This window comes from Flavobacterium paronense (assembly GCF_030409795.1).
Taxonomy (GTDB): domain Bacteria; phylum Bacteroidota; class Bacteroidia; order Flavobacteriales; family Flavobacteriaceae; genus Flavobacterium; species Flavobacterium paronense.
This window is the reverse complement of record NZ_JAUFQN010000019.1, coordinates 2,140,174-2,157,858: the sequence shown is the minus strand read 5'-3', so window position 1 is coordinate 2,157,858 and position 17,685 is coordinate 2,140,174. Positions and strand designations below refer to the sequence as shown.

Below are 17,685 nucleotides of genomic sequence, written 5' to 3'. Positions count from 1 at the left end.
ATTATAAAATTTATTCATTAGTAATCCATTTTCTTGCGTTAACAAACGCCTCAATCCAAGGGGAGACCTCGTCTTTATTATCGGTTGGATAATATGCCCAATTCCATGGAAAAGTTGAACGTTCAATATGAGGCATCATAACCAAGTGTCTACCCGTTTTGTCACATAGCATGGCTGTGTTATAATCGGAACCATTTGGGTTTGCCGGATAACTTTCGTAACCATATTTTGCTACAATAGTATATTGATTTTCTGCTTCTGGCAAATTAAATTTTCCTTCACCGTGTGAAACCCATACTCCAAGTGTTGTACCGGCTAAGGTTTTGAGCATGATGGAATTATTTTCCTGAACTTTTACAGAAGTAAAAATGCTCTCATGTTTATGACTGTCATTGTGAAGCATTTTTCCGTGCACTTTATGTTCCGGATTTATTAATTCTAATTCCATGAACAGTTGACAACCATTACAAATTCCGACTGAAAGGGTATCTTCTCTTTTGAAGAAGCTTTTTAAGGCAGTGTTGGCTTTTTCGTTGTATTTAAAAGCTCCGGCCCAACCTTTAGCGGAACCTAACACATCTGAATTGGAGAATCCACCAACGGCACCAATAAACTGAACATCTTCAAGGTTTTCTCTTCCCGTAATCAAATCGGTCATGTGAATGTCTTTGACATCAAATCCTGCTAAATACAATGCATTTGCCATCTCACGTTCCGAATTACTTCCTTTTTCTCGAATAATAGCTGCTTTTGGACGCGGATTTACATTGTCAATTTCAGGTTTTTTTCCGGTGAAATGGGCTGGGAATTTATACTCTAATTTTTGATTTGAATAGTTGTCAAAACGTTCTTTGGCTTTGTTGTTTTTGGTTTGTTTTTGGTCGAGCAGGAAAGAAGTTTTGAACCAAATATCTCTATTATTTTGAATTTTAAATTCTAAGTTTTGACTCGAGCCTTGGGCGAACTGAGCGGGGCTAATTATTAATTTGCCTGATTCTACAACGTTTCCGATTTTGAAGAACTCAACACTATTTGAATTTAAGGCTTTTTCGAATGTAGCATCATCTTTTGCCTGAAGTACCAACGCAATGTTTTCTGAGAATAAAATTTTAACCAAATCTTTTTCAGCTAATGAATTGAAGTCGATTTTTGCACCCAAATTCACATCTGCAAAACACATTTCTAATAAAGTGGTAATCAATCCACCTGAACCAATATCATGTCCGGCAACGATTTGTCTGTCTTTGATTAAATCCTGAATTGTATTAAATCCTCTTTTAAAGAAATCTGCATTTTTAATTGTTGGTGTATCGTTTCCAATTTTATTTAATATTTGAGAAAATGAACTTCCACCCAATTTAAATTCGTCTTGTGACAGATTGATATAATAAATGGAACCACCATTTCTTTGTAAAACGGGTTCAACTATTTTAGTAATATTGGAGCAATTTCCAGCAGCTGAAACGATAACAGTTCCTGGTGCAATCACTTCTTCATTAGGGTATTTCTGCTTCATTGAAAGTGAATCTTTTCCGGTAGGAATATTAATTCCCAGTTCGATGGCAAAATCAGAACACGCCTTTACAGCTTCATATAATCGAGCATCTTCGCCTTCATTTTTACACGCCCACATCCAGTTGGCAGAAAGTGAAACGCTTTTCAAATTGTCTTTCAAAGGAGCAAAAACAATATTCGACAGGGCTTCACCTATAGAGTTTCTGGAACCTGCAGTTGGATTTATTAGCGCTGAAACAGGAGAATGTCCTATTGATGTTGCAATTCCTTCTTTTCCATGAAAGTCTAATGCCATTACCCCAACATTGTTTAACGGTAATTGTAACGGACCAACGCATTGTTGTTTGGCTACTTTTCCGCCAACACAACGGTCGACTTTATTGGTTAACCAATCTTTGCAAGCCACCGCTTCAAGCTGCAACACTTGCTCTAAATAGTGTTGAATTTTATCTTGACTATAATTTATTTCGGTATATTTTATTTGAGAATTGGTATCGGTCATGATAACTTTTGGAGAACTCCCGAACATATCTTTCAAAGCAAAATCCATTGGTTTAGCACCTGTAGTTTTGCTTTCAAAAGTGAAACGATGATTATCAGTCACTTCGCCCACTTCATACATTGGGGCACGTTCACGCTCGGCAATTTTTCTAAGGGTTTCGATATCGTTTTTACCGATAATCAATCCCATTCTCTCTTGTGATTCGTTTCCGATGATTTCTTTGGCTGATAATGTTGGGTCGCCCAGAGGTAATTTATCTAAATCAATCAAACCGCCTGTTTCTTCTACTAATTCAGAAAGACAATTTAAATGGCCACCAGCACCGTGATCGTGAATGGAGACAATCGGATTTACATCGCTTTCTACCATAGCTCTGATGGCATTGGCAGCCCTTTTTTGCATTTCGGGATTGGAACGTTGGATGGCGTTAAGTTCGATACCAGAACCAAAAGCGCCAGTATCAGCAGATGAAACAGCTGCACCACCCATTCCGATTCTGTAATTTTCACCGCCGAGGACAACAATTTTATCACCTTTTTTTGGTGTGTGTTTTTTGGCTTGTTCTTCTTTTCCGTAGCCAATTCCACCCGCAAGCATGATTACTTTATCAAAACCTAACTTCCGATTATTTTCTTCGTGTTCGAAGGTTAAAACTGAACCTGTAATTAGAGGTTGCCCAAATTTGTTACCAAAATCAGAAGCGCCATTGGAGGCTTTTATTAAAATATCCATTGGAGTTTGGTACAGCCATTTTCTTTCGGTCATCCCGTTTTCCCATGTACGGTTTTCGGTTAATCTTGAATAGGATGTCATGTAAACCGCTGTTCCGGCTAGTGGTAATGATCCTTGTCCACCAGCTAAACGGTCGCGAATTTCTCCACCGGATCCTGTTGCAGCTCCATTAAATGGTTCAACTGTAGTTGGGAAATTATGGGTTTCGGCTTTTATGGAGATCACGGAATTGAATGCTGATTCCTGATAGAAATCGGCTTTATCACCCGTTTTTGGAGCGAATTGCGTCACCTTCGGACCTTTAATAAAAGCTACATTATCTTTATAGGCTGAAACAATATCGTTTGGATTCAATTCTGAAGTTTTCTTTATCATTTTAAATAAAGACATTTCCTTTTCGACACCATCAATGATAAAAATTCCGTTGAAAATTTTGTGTCTACAGTGTTCTGAATTTACTTGGGAGAAACCAAATACTTCTGAATCGGTAAGTTTTCGGTTTAGTTTTTTGGATAGGTTTTCTAAATAAATAACTTCATCATCGCTTAATGACAAACCTTCTTGTTTGTTATATTCCGCAATATTATCAATTTCCAAAATAGGTTCCGGTTTGATGTTTATAGAGAAAATGTCCTGATGTAATTCATCATACTTCTGCGAAAGCATTGGATCAAAATCGGTAAAAGCAGCAGTAACTTTTTGGAATTCTTCAATTCGGATGATGCCTTCAATTCCCATGTTTTCTGTAATCTCTACCGCATTGGTGCTCCATGGAGTTATCATAGCGGCACGTGGACCAATAAAAAAATCCGTCAGGACGGATTTTTCTATTTTATGTGCGTTAGCGAATAGCCAATTTAGTTTTGAAATGGTTTCAGCCGAAAGTTCGTTTTGCGATTGTACGGCAAAAACAGTGGTACTTTCGTTTCCGAAGAAATGAATCATTGTGTTGTTGTTTTATTCCGCTGCGCTCCATGCAATTCGCCTCGCCTCGGGTGTTGTTGTAGTTGCAAATTTAGAGTAAAAAATGTTTTGTAAAAAATAAGTTTTTAACTAATTGTCAAGAATGTGATTTATTATAAAAATCTTACAATATATTTTATACTTTTGACTCATAAATTATTATCATGAAGAACTTTTACACCGCTTTTATTTTTTTTGTTTTTACAACTTTTTTGCAAGCGCAGGTAATTAATTTTCCTGATGCTAATTTTAAGGCAAAATTGCTTTTAGCTTCGCCAAATAACTGGACTGCAAAAAACATTTCGAATGCCTATTTTAAGATAGATTCTAATAACGATGGTGAAATTGAAGTAAGTGAGGCATTAGAAGTATATTACTTGGATGTTCGTTCAAACTATGATGGTACTGGGCCTAATAATATTACTTCGTTGATAGGAATTGAATATTTCACAAATGTGTATGATTTAGATTGTGCATTCAATCAGATTTCTGACCTAGATGTTTCGAGTTTAACAAATTTGCAAATATTCAGATGTGATAGTAATATACTTACCAATCTGAACATTAGTGGTCTTACCCATTTAATAAGCCTTTCTTATGGGAATAATAGTATCCCAATTTTCCATAATTACCTTCCCAATTTAGATTTAAGTCATCTAATTAACTTGGAAGAACTTTATTGCGGAGAAAGTCATTTGACTAATTTAGATGTGAGTGCTTTGATAAATTTGAGGATTTTGATATGCTATTATAATCAACTAACAAGTCTTGATGTGAGCGGGTTGAATAATTTAAGAACTATTTTTTGTGAAGGAAATTTAATGGAAGAATTATATCTTAATAATTTCAGCAATCAACAATCATTTCACTTTGGTTATAATAGCAATCTCAAGAGAGTTTTTCTAAAAGCAGGAAAGACTTTTACTTATAATGAGATGGCTAATATTGACTTTCCACAAGTTCCTAATTTGGAATATTTATGTGTTGATGAAGCTAATCTTGCCTCATTTCAAACCAAATTAGCGGGATATAATTATACCAATTGTAACCTCAATGCATATTGTACATTTTCTCCAGGTGGTAACTATTACACGATACAAGGAAACTCAAAATTTGATTCTCAAAATAATGGCTGCGATGTCAGTGATTTGAATTATCCTAACCTAAAATTATTTATTGCAAGTGGAAGTAATAGTGTAAATGTTGTCTCGGATTTAAATGGTAATTATAATTTCCCACTTTTTAATGGTACTCATACAATTACTCCAGTCTCAGAAACTCCATCTTATTTCACTATTTCCCCAGCAAATTTTCAAGTAACATTTCCAACTCAAGCAAGTCCTTTTAATCAAAATTTTTGCATTACACCAAATGGTACTCATCAAGATGTTGAGATATGGATTATTCCATTGACAGCTGCCAGACCAGGCTTTGATGCACGATATAGAATTCTGTACAAAAATAAAGGGAATACCACTGTATCCGGAAGCCTAACTTTTGCTTTTGATGATGATCATATGGATTTTGTTTCCGCCATCCCAACACAAAACAATCAAAGTTATAGCTTGTTGAGTTGGAATTATGCTAATCTGCAGCCTTTTGAAATTAGGCAAATTGAAGTTAAATTAAATATCAATTCTTCTGTTGAAGTTCCTGCAGTTAATGTTGGAGATGTAATAAAATTTTCATCAACTATAACGCCATTAACCGGAGATGAATATACAAGTGATAATTCTAGCGATTTAAGACAGGTTGTTGTCGGTTCTATTGATCCTAATGATAAAACATGTATTGAAGGTAATGTCGTTGAACCTAATATGATTGGAGCGTATGTTCACTATATGATACGTTTTGAAAATACCGGTACCTATGCCGCTGAAAATGTAGTTGTAACGGATTTGATTGACTTGACTAAATTTGACATTTCCTCTTTATTTCCTCAGAGTTCGAGTCATCCTTTTGTTACAAGGATAAAAGACAATAAAGTTGAGTTTATTTTTGAAAATATCAATTTGCCTTTTGATGATGCCAATAATGACGGCTATATAACATTTAAGATTAAAACCAAACCTACCTTGATTGTTGGTGACAGCTTTAGCAATAATGCCGGTATTTATTTTGATTATAATTTTCCGGTAGTTACCAATACGGCTACCACTACTATTCAGGCTTTAGCAACTCAAGACTTTGAATTTTCAAATTATTTTAACTTATTTCCCAATCCAACTAATACCATTTTAAATATTAAGGCCGTAAAAGACATTTCTTTAAAATCTATTTCAGTTTATAACACTTTAGGTCAGTTGGTCTTGACTTATCCTAATATAAATCAATTGGACGCCATCGATGTTTCCAATCTTAAAACAGGGAATTACTTTATCAAGTTAGTTACAGATAAAGGAATTACAAGCAGTAAGTTTATAAAAAAATAAAAAAGTATAAAAAAAGACTCTTTATAAAGAAGCTTTTTTTATACTTGAGAAGTAAATTAATTTGATGGAAAAGTTATCCAATTGTATGCCCCTATATCAAAAGGGCTAACTCTTGGATTTCCGAGAATATCAAACGGAATTCCGGCATCAATTCCAGTTCCTTTAGCAAAAGAATCTTCACCAATGACTAGTTTGTTTTTGCTTATGTCAAAGAAATCTGGTTTTTTGTTTACAAGATTTCCGTTTTGTTCTAATCTGATTGCATCATACAATATGTTGGTAAGGATTATTGATCCACTGGAAACATTTAGTTTTACTAAACAATTTTGGAAGCTGCTGTTAAATATTGTCCCTTTTTTATTTAAAATAAGTTCATTGGTATTAGAACCGTAAATAATGCAATTTGTAAAATTGGCTTGAAGTGGGAAAAACTCTGTATCAGTATCTTTAAAATAATCTGCTACATAAACTGCCAATTGTTTTGAACTACTCCAATTATTATTAAAAGTGCAGTTAGTAAAATTGTAATCACCACCATAGACTGTTGCTAAACAAAATTGACCACAAGTATTAATGACTATTTTTTTTCCGTCTATTCTACTGTTAGATGAAAAAATACCATAATTAGAACAGTCGTAAATTTGAGTGTTTTCAATGGCAATTGGTGCGCCTATATTAGGTTCAATCAACAAACCTATAACAGCATTTTTGATAGTTAAATTTTTAATTCTATGATTGTTTGTGCCACTTCCTTGTCGAAGATAAACAGTTCCCCATTGTCCGGGTACACTAGAGAAATCTGGTTCTAAACGATCGCCTTCAAAAATAACTTCGTTTTCTAAAGCATCAGTTGCAGAAGCTGTTCCGTTAACATGTAGTGTTCCGCCTTGTTGCACAACTAATCCGGAATCGGCATGAAAGTGAACCCTTGCTCCAGCGGGTATAGTTAATGTTTCTCCATTGGGGACACTGGCGTAACCATAAACTACATAAGGTTTGTCCGTTTTAAACAAGTATTCATCACCATTATCAAGATGGTTGTGACTTAGGTTTCGGCCGTTGGTTTCAAGTATTGTTCCATCATCGTTAAAACCTATTGGTATTGATTCAGTAATCCCGTTTTGCTTATTTGGAAAAATAAAATAAGCATCCTGTATAAGTGTGACCAATTCTACTTTTTGCAAATTAGCACCGCTGTCAAATTCTATTTGATCGGTATAAAGAAAGTCAGAAGGGTTGGCATCACCTATTCCTGCTGTAGTTTCTATGAAAATATACATGCTGTCTTTTGCCAATAATTCAACATCATGGAAAACTCTGTTTTCATCGCCTGTCATTCCGTCAACGGTAATTCTGTATTTTGTTCCCACGCCTTTAGCTAGCCTAATGGTTGGGATTTTGATATCCTTGCTACTTTTGTTGTAAACTTTTAAAGTGTAAGTACTAGAGCCAATATTGGTGAAAACAGTGTCTAAGTAAATGGTGTCTTTAGAGAAACTTAATTTTCCGTTACTTTTTTCAAAAACAAAGTCTTGGCGACAAGAACTAACGGTAATGGCTAAACCAACAAAAAAAAGAATAATGAGTTTACGCATCTGCAATAGTAATTTTGGTAAATGTAAGTATTAATTTGAAAATTTGGAAATGTGTTAATTTGAAAATTCTATTTAATTAACGCAAAAATGTAGGTTTTATTATAATTGATAATTAAAACCCAAACTTGATTTGTTTTTCAAATGCTAAATAAGTAGTATTTTTACAAAAAAAAGCTATGTCATTCGATAAAGATAAAATCCTCCAACTTTGTAACGATTGGTGCAAAAATACGTTGATGGAAACACTAGAAATTGAGTATATTGATGCAGGAGAAGGTTTTTTAACTGCAAAAATGCCAGTTAATTCTAGAGTCCATCAGCCGATGGGATTACTGCATGGAGGTGCAACAGTTGCTTTGGCAGAAAGTGTTGGGAGTGCAGCATCACTAATGTATATCAATCCCGAAAAACAGGAAAGCCGAGGCATTGAAATTTCAGCGAATCATTTAAAAAGTAAAAGGGAAGGAACGGTTTTTTGTACCGCAAAAATTATTCATCAGGGTAGAAGCATTCACCTTTGGGAAATAAAAATTACCGATGAAGAAGGGAAGTTAATTTCACTTTGTAAACTGACTAATATGATTTTACCAAGAAGATAATGACGGATTTATTTATAAAAGTCAAAACCCATCAAGAGCAAAAATTGCCATTTGTGTTGTTTTGTAAACCCGATTCAGATAAGATTGTCGGAGTGTTTCAAAAGAATGACCATCTTTATTTTTTAGATAGTTTTGAAGAAAAAGGTTTTGTTTTTGCTCCGTTTGATGCAGAAGAAGTTCCATTTATTCCTTTGGAACATTCCGATGTATATGTTGAAAATGTAAATTTGGGTGATTATTTTTTTGAAAATAGAACATCAAAAACAAATAGCGTAACCAGCAATGATTTTTTTGAGGATTTAGTTGCCAAAGCAGTAAAAGCTATTAATGAAAATAAGTTTTTGAAAGTTGTTTTATCTAGAAAAGAAGAGATAGACAATCCCGATTTTGATATTGAAATTACAATGAATAAAATGATAAGTCTTTATTCGAGTGCTTTTAAGTATTGTTTTTTTCATCCAAAAATTGGTACTTGGCTTGGTGCCACTCCAGAGCAATTTTTAAAAACCGACGGTACTGCATTAAAGACTGTTGCGCTTGCAGGAACACAGTTGGCAAAGAATTCGAAGACTATTATTTGGCAAAATAAAGAGGAAACAGAGCAACAACTTGTGACAGATTTTATTGTGGATAGTTTAGAAGATTTGGTTAAAGAAATTACCATTTCAAGCCCTTATTCATTTCAAGCCGGTAATTTGTGGCATATTAAATCAGATATTTTAGCCCGATTAAAATCGAAAAAGTCACTAAAAAAAATCATAACAGCCTTGCATCCAACTTCAGCGGTTTGTGGATTACCAAAACAAGCAGCAAAGGAATTTATACTAGCCAATGAAGGATATAATAGAGAATATTATTCAGGTTTTTTAGGTGAATTGAATATTGATTTGGTTACTTTTAGAACCTTGCAAACCGATTTATTTGTCAATTTAAGATGTATGAAAATCATCAAGAATAAAGCACAACTGTACATAGGTTGCGGAATTACAAAAGATAGTATTCCTTCTGATGAATACATTGAAACGGTCAATAAATCAATGACAATGAAAAAAATTATAAATTGATAATTGATAATTGATAATTGATAATTGATAATTGATAATTGATAATTTTGGCAATAATTAACGGATAATTAAACATATGAAACTAGATATATTGGCTTTTGGCGCACATCCTGACGATGTGGAATTAGGTTGCAGCGGAACTATTGCCAAAGAAATTTCTTTAGGAAAAAAAGTTGGCATTGTAGATTTAACCCGAGGTGAATTAGGAACCCGCGGTTCTGTTGAAATCAGAGAATCTGAATCGGCGCTTGCTGCCGAAATTCTGGGAATATCAGTTCGCGAAAATCTGAATATGAGAGATGGTTTTTTTGTAAACGATGAAGCACATCAACTTAAAATCATCGAAATGATTAGAAAGTATAGACCGGAAATAGTGCTTTGTAATGCTATTCGTGATCGACATATAGACCACGGTAAAGGAAGTAAATTAGTTTCAGATGCTTGTTTTTTGTCAGGTTTGAGAAGAATAGAAACTGATTTTGAAGGTGAAGGGCAAGAAGCCTGGAGACCAAAAGTGGTTTATCATTATATTCAATGGGAAAATATTGAGCCTGATTTTGTGGTAGATATCTCTGGATTTGTAGATAAAAAAACGGATTCAATTTTGGCATATGCTTCACAGTTTTATTCTGAAAATTCTAACGAACCAGTAACGCCAATTGCAACTAAAAATTTCCTGGAAAGTATACATTATCGTTCGCAGGATTTTGGAAGATTAGTTGGTGTAGAGCATGCTGAAGGTTTCACTGTCGAAAGACATTTGGCAGTCAATAGCTTAAGCGATTTAAAGTAACTTTTTAAATTTTTTCTTTGCAAACGCAAAGATTTATAATATATTTGCACTCGTTAAAAATGGTGGTTGTAGCTCAGCTGGTTAGAGTATTGGTTTGTGGTGCCGAGGGTCGCCGGTTCGAACCCGGTCAGCCACCCTTAAGTAAAAAGTCCTGATGTTTCAGGACTTTTTTTGTTTTGCTATTATTTACTATCGGTCTTATCAACTACTAATTTATTTTCGCGGTTAGCAATTTCACTAACAATAGCAAACCCATATTTTGTTCTGCTGGTTAAAGCATCAAATTCTATTTTGCTTACTTCGTCTGTCGCTCTGTGATAATCTTCATGGGTTCCGTTAAAAAGGAAAACTACCGGAATTCCGTTTTTGGCAAAGTTATAATGGTCAGAACGATAGTAGAAGTGGTTTGGATCGCTTTTATCATTGTATTTATAATCAATATTCAGGAAATTATATTTCTTATTAACGTCTTCACAAACGTTATATAAATCAGTCGACAAATAATCGGAGCCAATTAAATACACATAATTATTACTGTTTTCATGAAATTTATCGCGTCTTCCAATCATGTCAATATTAACATCTGCAACAGTATTAGTGACAGGAAACAATGGGTTTTCAGAATAAAATTCCGAACCAAGCAAACCGTGTTCTTCACCTGTCATGTGTAAAATTAAGATGGAGCGTTTTGGACCATGACCTTCCTCTTTAGCTTTTTGAAAAGCAGCAGCAATTTCCATAATGGCTACTGTTCCTGAGCCATCATCATCGGCACCATTATAAACTTCTCCATTTTTAATTCCGATATGATCATAATGCGCAGAAACAACCACAATTTCCTCTGGTTTTTCTGAACCTTCAATAAAGGCCCAAATGTTTTCAGAGTCGGGAAGAACATCATTGCTTTTGGCATATAAATACGCCGCAGGAATATGTTGGTAATAATCAGTAGCTCCTTTCGGGAAACCAACGCCATGTTTTTTGTAGAAATCAATTATATAACGGCCCGCTTTTTTTTGACCTTCACTTCCTGTGTCTCTTCCTTGCATTTCGTCTGAAGCAATAGCAGTTAAATTAGCCTTTAAACTCTCGATTGTTATGTTTTTAAAATCATCAGATGGAGATTCAGTTTTTTGTACAATTACTCTCTGAGTTGAGCAGCTTAATAATAAAAAAGTAAACAGTACTAATGCAATTGTTTTTTTAATCATGATTTTTTTAATGGATATTGATAAAGGTGTATATTATAAATGCTAAAAGTAAGGCGCTTATTAAAACAACATTGATGCAAAACATGGTTATACTTTTTAAGAATGAAATAATCCTAGTTTCCCCATAAAATCGATGATGTGCTGGGAAAAAATAGTAAAACATCCAAATATAAGTAATGGCTTTGCCAAGAATTCTAATGAAATGCGTAAACGAATTTTCGACAAAACAATCCATTATTTTTTTGAAAAAGAAAATCAGCAATACCGAAAGTAATAAAAAGGAGAAGTAGTGTAATGTAAAGATTCCGTGATCAAAATAATACCAACGTTTTTTGCCATGAAAAAGCCATAATACCAAGGCAAAAAGCGGCATATAAATAAATAATACTTTAGGAAAATTGTGTTGTGCTTCTTCCAAAAACTTCTCCATCATTTCTTCCTTAGTGTTTTTGGCTTTGACTATCAATGATTTTTTAACAATAGTGTATTCAATATCATTTAGTTTTTGATTGGCAGGACCATTTTTTTGCAAGGAATCTAATTCTTTTACATTTTTGTAACCAAAATTTAAAAACCCTTCATTTTGCTCTTGATTGGTTACATGCTTCTTTTTTTGTGCTTCCTCATCGGCTTTTATCATTTCAGAAAGCTTTATTTTTTTTTCAATAACACTATCTTTAACCACACCGTTTTTATCTTTTACAGGTACAGTTGTCGTTTGATCTGTATTGACTAAGTCATCAGGATTAGTCGGAAATATGGTAATCAGAAAGAACGTCACAAAGCTGATGAAAATATACAGTCTAACAGGAGCCAAATAGGAAAGGCGCTTGCCCGAAAGATATTCTTTAGTAAGCGAAGCGGGTTTAAGGAATAAGTTTTTTATGGTTTTCCAAAAGGCATTTTCATAATGCGTTAAATCTTCAAAAAAATGGATAAATAAATGGTGAAAAGTTTTACGGGTATCCGTGTTTTCTTGTCCACAATTGGGACAAAATCTATTTTCTACAACGTAATTACAATTCAGGCAAGTTTTGTCTTTTCTTAAAGGACTTTTGGACATAAGAAATGGTTATAAAAAATCAAAATGTAAATCTATTAAAATTATTTCTATTTTTGAGACACAAAATATAAAACCATGCAATCAAAGGCTACAACACCAGAACAATATTTAGCTGAATTACCGGAAGATAGAAAACAAGCCATGCTAAAACTTCGAAATGCTATAAAAGATAATTTGCCAAAAGGTTTTGAAGAAGTTATTAGCTATGGAATGTTGGGTTTTGTGGTGCCGCATTCTATTTATCCGGCGGGTTATCATTGTACACCAAAATTACCACTGCCTTTCATTAATTTAGCTTCGCAGAAAAACTTTATTGCTTTATATCACATGGGAATTTATGGCGATAAAAATTTATTAGATTGGTTTGTTACAGAATATTCGAAATGCGCTAAAAACAAAATAGACACAGGAAAAGGTTGTCTTCGTTTTAAGAAGTTGGACGATATCCCTTTTGAATTAATAGGTGAATTGGCAACCAAAATTTCAGTAGAAGATTGGATTACTATGTATGAATACAACTGGAAATCAAGGACTAAATGATTGCAATACAAAATAACACCGACGAAAATTTTAACAGTATAAGAGCCATAGCTAAAGAGGTTTGGCCAATAGCTTATGGTGCGATTTTAAGTCAGGAGCAGCTCGATTATATGATGAAAATGATGTACAGTATTCCCTCGTTGCAGTTGCAAGCCAATGCTAAAAAGCATCGTTTTATTTTGGCAAAAGAAGGTGAAACGGTTTTGGGCTTTGCTTCCTATGAATTCAATTACATTAAAAAACCTAAAACAAAAGTGCATAAAATCTATATTTTGCCCAATCAACAAGGGAAAGGCATCGGAAAAGAACTCATTACTTTTATTATAAAACAGGCAAAAGAGCGTCATCAAAAAGGATTGATTTTGAACGTGAATAAAAAAAACATAGCCGTTCGGTTTTATGAAAGATTAGGTTTTGAAATAAGTTTTGAAGAAATTCTCGATATAGGTAATGGTTATGTAATGGATGATTATGTTATGGAAAAATCAATTTAAATACAACTATGAAGTTTCTAAAAAAGATAAACAGCAAAGCAAAATCAGATGTCAATACAGGCTTTGGAACCAATGCGTCCAGTTATGGCGGCCGGTTTATTACTAAAAACGGTAATGCTAATGTCAAAAAATCAGGTATCGGTCTTTTTGAAAGTATTAGTTGGTATCACACGATGCTCAATATTCCGAGATGGAAATTTTTAGTTATCATAGTATTATTTTATTTTTTAGTGAATTTTATTTTCGCCAGTTTGTATTATGCTGTTGGTGTTGAGCATTTAAACGGAATGACAGCCACAACCGCTTTAGAGAAATTTGGACAAGCCTTTTTCTTTAGTATACAAACATTTACCACGGTTGGTTACGGACATATTAGTCCAAGTGGGTTTGCAACTAGTTTTGTTGCGGCAGTTGAAGCCTTATTTGGTCTGCTGAGTTTTGCTATTGCTACCGGTTTGTTTTATGGAAGATTCAGTAAGCCGAAAGCCCATATAAAATTTTCAGTAAATGCTTTGATTGCTCCTTTTCAAAACGGAACCGCTTTGATGATGCGATTGACACCATTCAAAAACACTAATCTGACCGATGCTGAAGCCAAAATAACACTCGGAATGAAATTGGAGGAAAACGGGGTTTTAGTAAACAAGTTTTATACACTTGATTTAGAATTGTCAAAAATAAATGCGTTGAATTTGAGTTGGACATTGGTACATCCGATAACAGAAAATAGTCCCTTATTTAATTTGACTAAAGAAGATTATAAAAACATTGATGGTGAATTCTTAGTATTTCTGAAGGTCTTTGATGATATGTTTAGCACGACAGTAGTAAAACGGGCTTCTTACTCGTTTGATGAGATAGTTTATGGAGCTAAATTTTTACCGATGTTTTCACGCAGTGATAATCAAAATAAAACGGTACTTCACATAGATAAACTAAATTCATTTGAAAAAGTAAAGCTGTAGATTTCTCTACAGCTTTACTTTTTTATTAATCTATATTTTTTATTTTTTAATAAATTTTTGAGAATAGCTTCTGCCTTCAGAATCAGAAATTGATAAGATATAAGTTCCGGTGGTCAGTTTCTCAACATTAATTGGTTGACTTACATCATTTAGTGTAAGCACTACTTTTCCAGTTAAATCGTATACTATAGCTGAATTAAGCATCACATTAGAATTTTGTTGCAACTGAATGTTGACTACATTTTTAGCTGGATTTGGATAAATTGAGAATACACCATTGTTATATGAATTGATAGCTAATGTTGAACCTTCCACTACCAAAAGCCTGCTGTTAGTGGTCACATTGTTAATGGTATCAATAATTCCTGACGGCCATTTTATAACTACTTGATCAATAGTAGTTGCTTGCCCAAGTCCAAAATGAGCGGTTATAGTACTCATATTCTCAAACCCTGTTCCGCTTTGTACATATCTGATTTGTTGTCCCCAAGAACCATGAATTTCAACTCTTGCACCAATTCCGTTTCGGTTACTTTGAATTCCTTGTAAATCAACATTCAACCATTTATTCGTATTGCCATTATTAAATAAAACATTACTGCCATTTTGAATGTCTAAAAACCCATCATTATTTAAATCCCCAATAGGTCTGTCAACACTAGATATATTGTACATGTTAGGGTTAGGAGTAAAGTGAAAATTACCATCGCCAAACATGATATTGTTACCAGAGCCTAATACATCTAAAAATCCATCATTGTCAAAATCCTGAGCTACATATTCTCTACCCATAAAAGTATTTGTGTCATAACCAGAGCCGGCAGTTACGCTTGTAAATGTTCCGTCACCATTATTTTTTTTGACATTAGTAAATCCATTAGAAGCCGAGTTTACCCCAACAATCACATCCATCCAACCATCATTATTAAAATCACCACAAGCTCCTGACCAAGTTTGTTCTGGATTAGCCATATTAGCTTCTGCTGCTACATTTGTATAAGTTCCGTTGCCATTGTTTTTAAGCAACATATCAATATTTCCACCAACACCCGATCCACCTTGACCACATTTTGCAAGATACATATCAACATCACCATCATTATCATAATCAAACCAATTAGAAGCATAATTTCCACCGGATGGGAAATCACCAATACCACCTTGGTTATGATTTAAATTGGTTCCGTCGTTCATATAATATCGGTTTGGTGCATTGTCATCACAAGCAAATGCATCCAGTTTTCCATCATTATTGATGTCTATAAAATTTGTTCTTTGTACTAAATACGATTGTGTTTTTCTATCACTTGTATAAGCAGATCCGTTGCTATTTGCTTTAAGGAAACAAACACCACTTCCAGAGCCATAAACTAAATCATTATAACCATTATTGTCATAATCACCAGCAGCAATACTCCATGATGGTAATACAGTTGTGTTTGGAACTGTATATGTTGTTGTAGAAAAAGTACCACCAGGTTGTTGATAAGTTATTGCTAGATGAGTGACGTCTACCGCCGATACAATATCATCTAAATAGTCACCATTCATATCAACAATACAGTTGTTATAACCACCTGTTACACCTGTTATAGCCTGAGATGTAAATGATAATCTATCAGGACCAACTGGTGCGGCTTCCATTACTGTAAAGTCAAAAGCTAACGAACTGTATTTGTTATCAAAAGCAAACGTATACGTTGTGTTTGTTGTCGCTGCAAAAGTTATTTGAGAAGATAATGCTCCATTGTAATCATCATTTGAATCGATACAAACTAATGAACTACAATCTCCGGAATAAACTACTAAACGTGTGTCACTATTATTATTTTGAGCTAAAAGTGTAGAAACCGTTATATTGATATTTTGTGTAGCTGTGAACTTATACCATTTACCCTTAACAGCCGTACCTCCTTGTAAACCACACAATAGTGTTGGAGCTGTTCCGTTTTCACTTGTAAATGCAGGAGCTGTTGTAGTAGAATTTAGGGCAACAGGTACTGCAGTAGCACAAGTTGATTGCGCTATTGCAAATGATACACTAAAAAATGTAAAAAGAGCAGATGTAATTTTTTTCATAATACGTTTTTTGTATAATTATTTTAAAGCATTAATTGCAAGTCTGGGTTAATGACGAAATATACTGTTCTAAAAGTGCAACACCTTCATCATGAACAATAGTTCTCCCAAGCAATGGCATCCTTTCACTTTCTTCGTTAGACATTAATCGATAATGCATGATTGATTTATTATAGTTACCAGGACTAATTACCTTTATTAATGTGGCACTAATTTGTTCATCAGCTTCTAAACAAATACCAATATTGGAGTCAATATTTGTTTGACTAAAAGGCAATCGAATTGGTCTGTAATAACAACGCGCTTGATCTTGATGGCAATGGGCGCAGTTGGCATCTAAATAGGACCGTAGTCTTAAATCTATTGGTTGTGTTGTATCGTGATAATCTATGGTTGAAACGATTGTAGACGGAAAACTTTCTAAATAACCCTGGTCAACTAATTTTTGTAAAATCTTTTTACTCGCATTACCGTAGGTGTGATTATGATTTAAATTTTGTGGTTTAACACCAATTGGTGTTCCAGTTTCATTAATTTTATGACAAGCAAAACATTCAGCATCTGAAGGTATTCTGTAGTCTGTAGTCACTGTTTCGCCACTAGGTTTTGTAAACGTAATTGTTTTTGAACTTCCATTAGTAAAGTCTACACCAGAAACTAAATTAGCTTCAGTTTGTTCGTCGTTCCATAAATATTCATAAAATTTCCAACCATCTTCTTTTCGTATCATTAATCTGGTTTCAATAATTTTTGTAACATTTCCGGGTTGGATAGTATTGTAATAAAAGGATTTTATCAAAACGGTTCCAACCGGAAAATTAAGAATCTTATTGTCGGCAACATAAGTCGCTGCAACACCAGATGGCATCCAAATAAATCTTTTTTTAGAAGCATAATCCGTGAAAAGTGAACTGGCAGGTTCATACGGAATAACATTCAATGATGGAATTTGGTCTTTTATATCGCCTTCAAAAAAATGATAATCCGAAAGTTTCTGATAAGGAACTAAAGTTAAATCAGCAGTAACCGGAGAAACCGGAATATATTCATCACCTTTTTCAGAACATGAAATAAAAATGCAAAGTGTTAGAAGAATTGCAACCGAGAGAAAGTAATATTTTTTCATAAATTATTAAAA

13 protein-coding genes and 1 tRNA gene are annotated in these 17,685 nt (G+C 33.9%); 8 read left to right on the top strand and 6 right to left on the bottom strand.

The window, feature by feature from the left end:
• Window positions 1–10: 10 nt before the first annotated feature.
• Complete coding sequence (gene purL, locus QWY90_RS10665) at window positions 11–3,694, bottom strand: phosphoribosylformylglycinamidine synthase (RefSeq protein ID WP_290285914.1); 3,684 nt, start codon at window positions 3,692–3,694, stop codon at window positions 11–13.
• A 182-nt stretch (window positions 3,695–3,876) separates the two neighbouring features.
• Here purL and QWY90_RS10660 point away from each other — a divergent pair, with 182 nt between their 5' ends.
• On the top strand, window positions 3,877–6,144 hold the full coding sequence (locus tag QWY90_RS10660) for a DUF7619 domain-containing protein (RefSeq protein WP_290285913.1): 2,268 nt from the start codon (window positions 3,877–3,879) through the stop codon (window positions 6,142–6,144).
• A 56-nt stretch (window positions 6,145–6,200) separates the two neighbouring features.
• Here QWY90_RS10660 and QWY90_RS10655 read toward each other — a convergent pair whose 3' ends face one another.
• Window positions 6,201–7,739, bottom strand: coding sequence for a hypothetical protein (locus QWY90_RS10655; RefSeq protein ID WP_290285912.1), 1,539 nt, complete (start codon window positions 7,737–7,739; stop codon window positions 6,201–6,203).
• Window positions 7,740–7,915: 176 nt separating this feature from the next.
• Between QWY90_RS10655 and QWY90_RS10650 the strand changes: the two genes are divergently transcribed.
• From QWY90_RS10650 to QWY90_RS10635, 4 genes are all read left to right on the top strand, one after another.
• Entirely contained in the window at window positions 7,916–8,338 is a 423-nt protein-coding gene (locus QWY90_RS10650) for a PaaI family thioesterase (protein WP_290285911.1), read from the top strand.
• A complete protein-coding gene (locus tag QWY90_RS10645) occupies window positions 8,338–9,402 on the top strand; it encodes an isochorismate synthase (RefSeq protein WP_290285909.1) in 1,065 nt (354 codons plus the stop codon). The genes QWY90_RS10650 and QWY90_RS10645 overlap by 1 nt, the downstream gene beginning before the upstream one ends.
• Window positions 9,403–9,478: 76 nt before the next feature.
• Entirely contained in the window at window positions 9,479–10,195 is a 717-nt protein-coding gene (gene bshB1, locus QWY90_RS10640) for a bacillithiol biosynthesis deacetylase BshB1 (protein ID WP_290285908.1), read from the top strand.
• A 62-nt stretch (window positions 10,196–10,257) separates the two neighbouring features.
• Window positions 10,258–10,331: transfer RNA gene (locus QWY90_RS10635), tRNA-His, on the top strand.
• Between the two features lie 46 nt (window positions 10,332–10,377).
• Here QWY90_RS10635 and QWY90_RS10630 read toward each other — a convergent pair.
• Entirely contained in the window at window positions 10,378–11,403 is a 1,026-nt protein-coding gene (locus tag QWY90_RS10630) for a M28 family peptidase (RefSeq protein ID WP_290286967.1), read from the bottom strand.
• Window positions 11,404–11,413: 10 nt separating this feature from the next.
• Window positions 11,414–12,469 (bottom strand): DUF3667 domain-containing protein, encoded by a 1,056-nt coding sequence (locus QWY90_RS10625; RefSeq protein ID WP_290285907.1) that lies wholly within the window; start codon window positions 12,467–12,469, stop codon window positions 11,414–11,416.
• 75 nt (window positions 12,470–12,544) lie between these two features.
• Between QWY90_RS10625 and QWY90_RS10620 the strand changes: the two genes are divergently transcribed.
• The 3 genes from QWY90_RS10620 to QWY90_RS10610 are packed head-to-tail and all read left to right on the top strand — an operon-like array spanning window position 12,545 to window position 14,468.
• On the top strand, window positions 12,545–13,009 hold the full coding sequence (locus QWY90_RS10620; RefSeq protein WP_290285906.1) for a DUF1801 domain-containing protein: 465 nt from the start codon (window positions 12,545–12,547) through the stop codon (window positions 13,007–13,009).
• A complete protein-coding gene (locus QWY90_RS10615) occupies window positions 13,006–13,503 on the top strand; it encodes a GNAT family N-acetyltransferase (RefSeq protein ID WP_290285905.1) in 498 nt (165 codons plus the stop codon). Before QWY90_RS10620 ends, QWY90_RS10615 begins: the two co-directional genes overlap by 4 nt.
• 8 nt (window positions 13,504–13,511) lie before the next feature.
• Window positions 13,512–14,468 (top strand): ion channel, encoded by a 957-nt coding sequence (locus tag QWY90_RS10610; RefSeq protein ID WP_290285904.1) that lies wholly within the window; start codon window positions 13,512–13,514, stop codon window positions 14,466–14,468.
• Between the two features lie 39 nt (window positions 14,469–14,507).
• On the opposite strand, the gene QWY90_RS10605 is transcribed toward QWY90_RS10610, so the two are convergent.
• Window positions 14,508–16,547: a T9SS type A sorting domain-containing protein gene (locus QWY90_RS10605; protein WP_290285903.1), complete on the bottom strand. Its 2,040-nt coding sequence runs from the start codon at window positions 16,545–16,547 to the stop codon at window positions 14,508–14,510.
• Between the two features lie 31 nt (window positions 16,548–16,578).
• Window positions 16,579–17,673 (bottom strand): hypothetical protein, encoded by a 1,095-nt coding sequence (locus QWY90_RS10600; RefSeq protein ID WP_290285902.1) that lies wholly within the window; start codon window positions 17,671–17,673, stop codon window positions 16,579–16,581.
• Window positions 17,674–17,685: the final 12 nt, after the last annotated feature.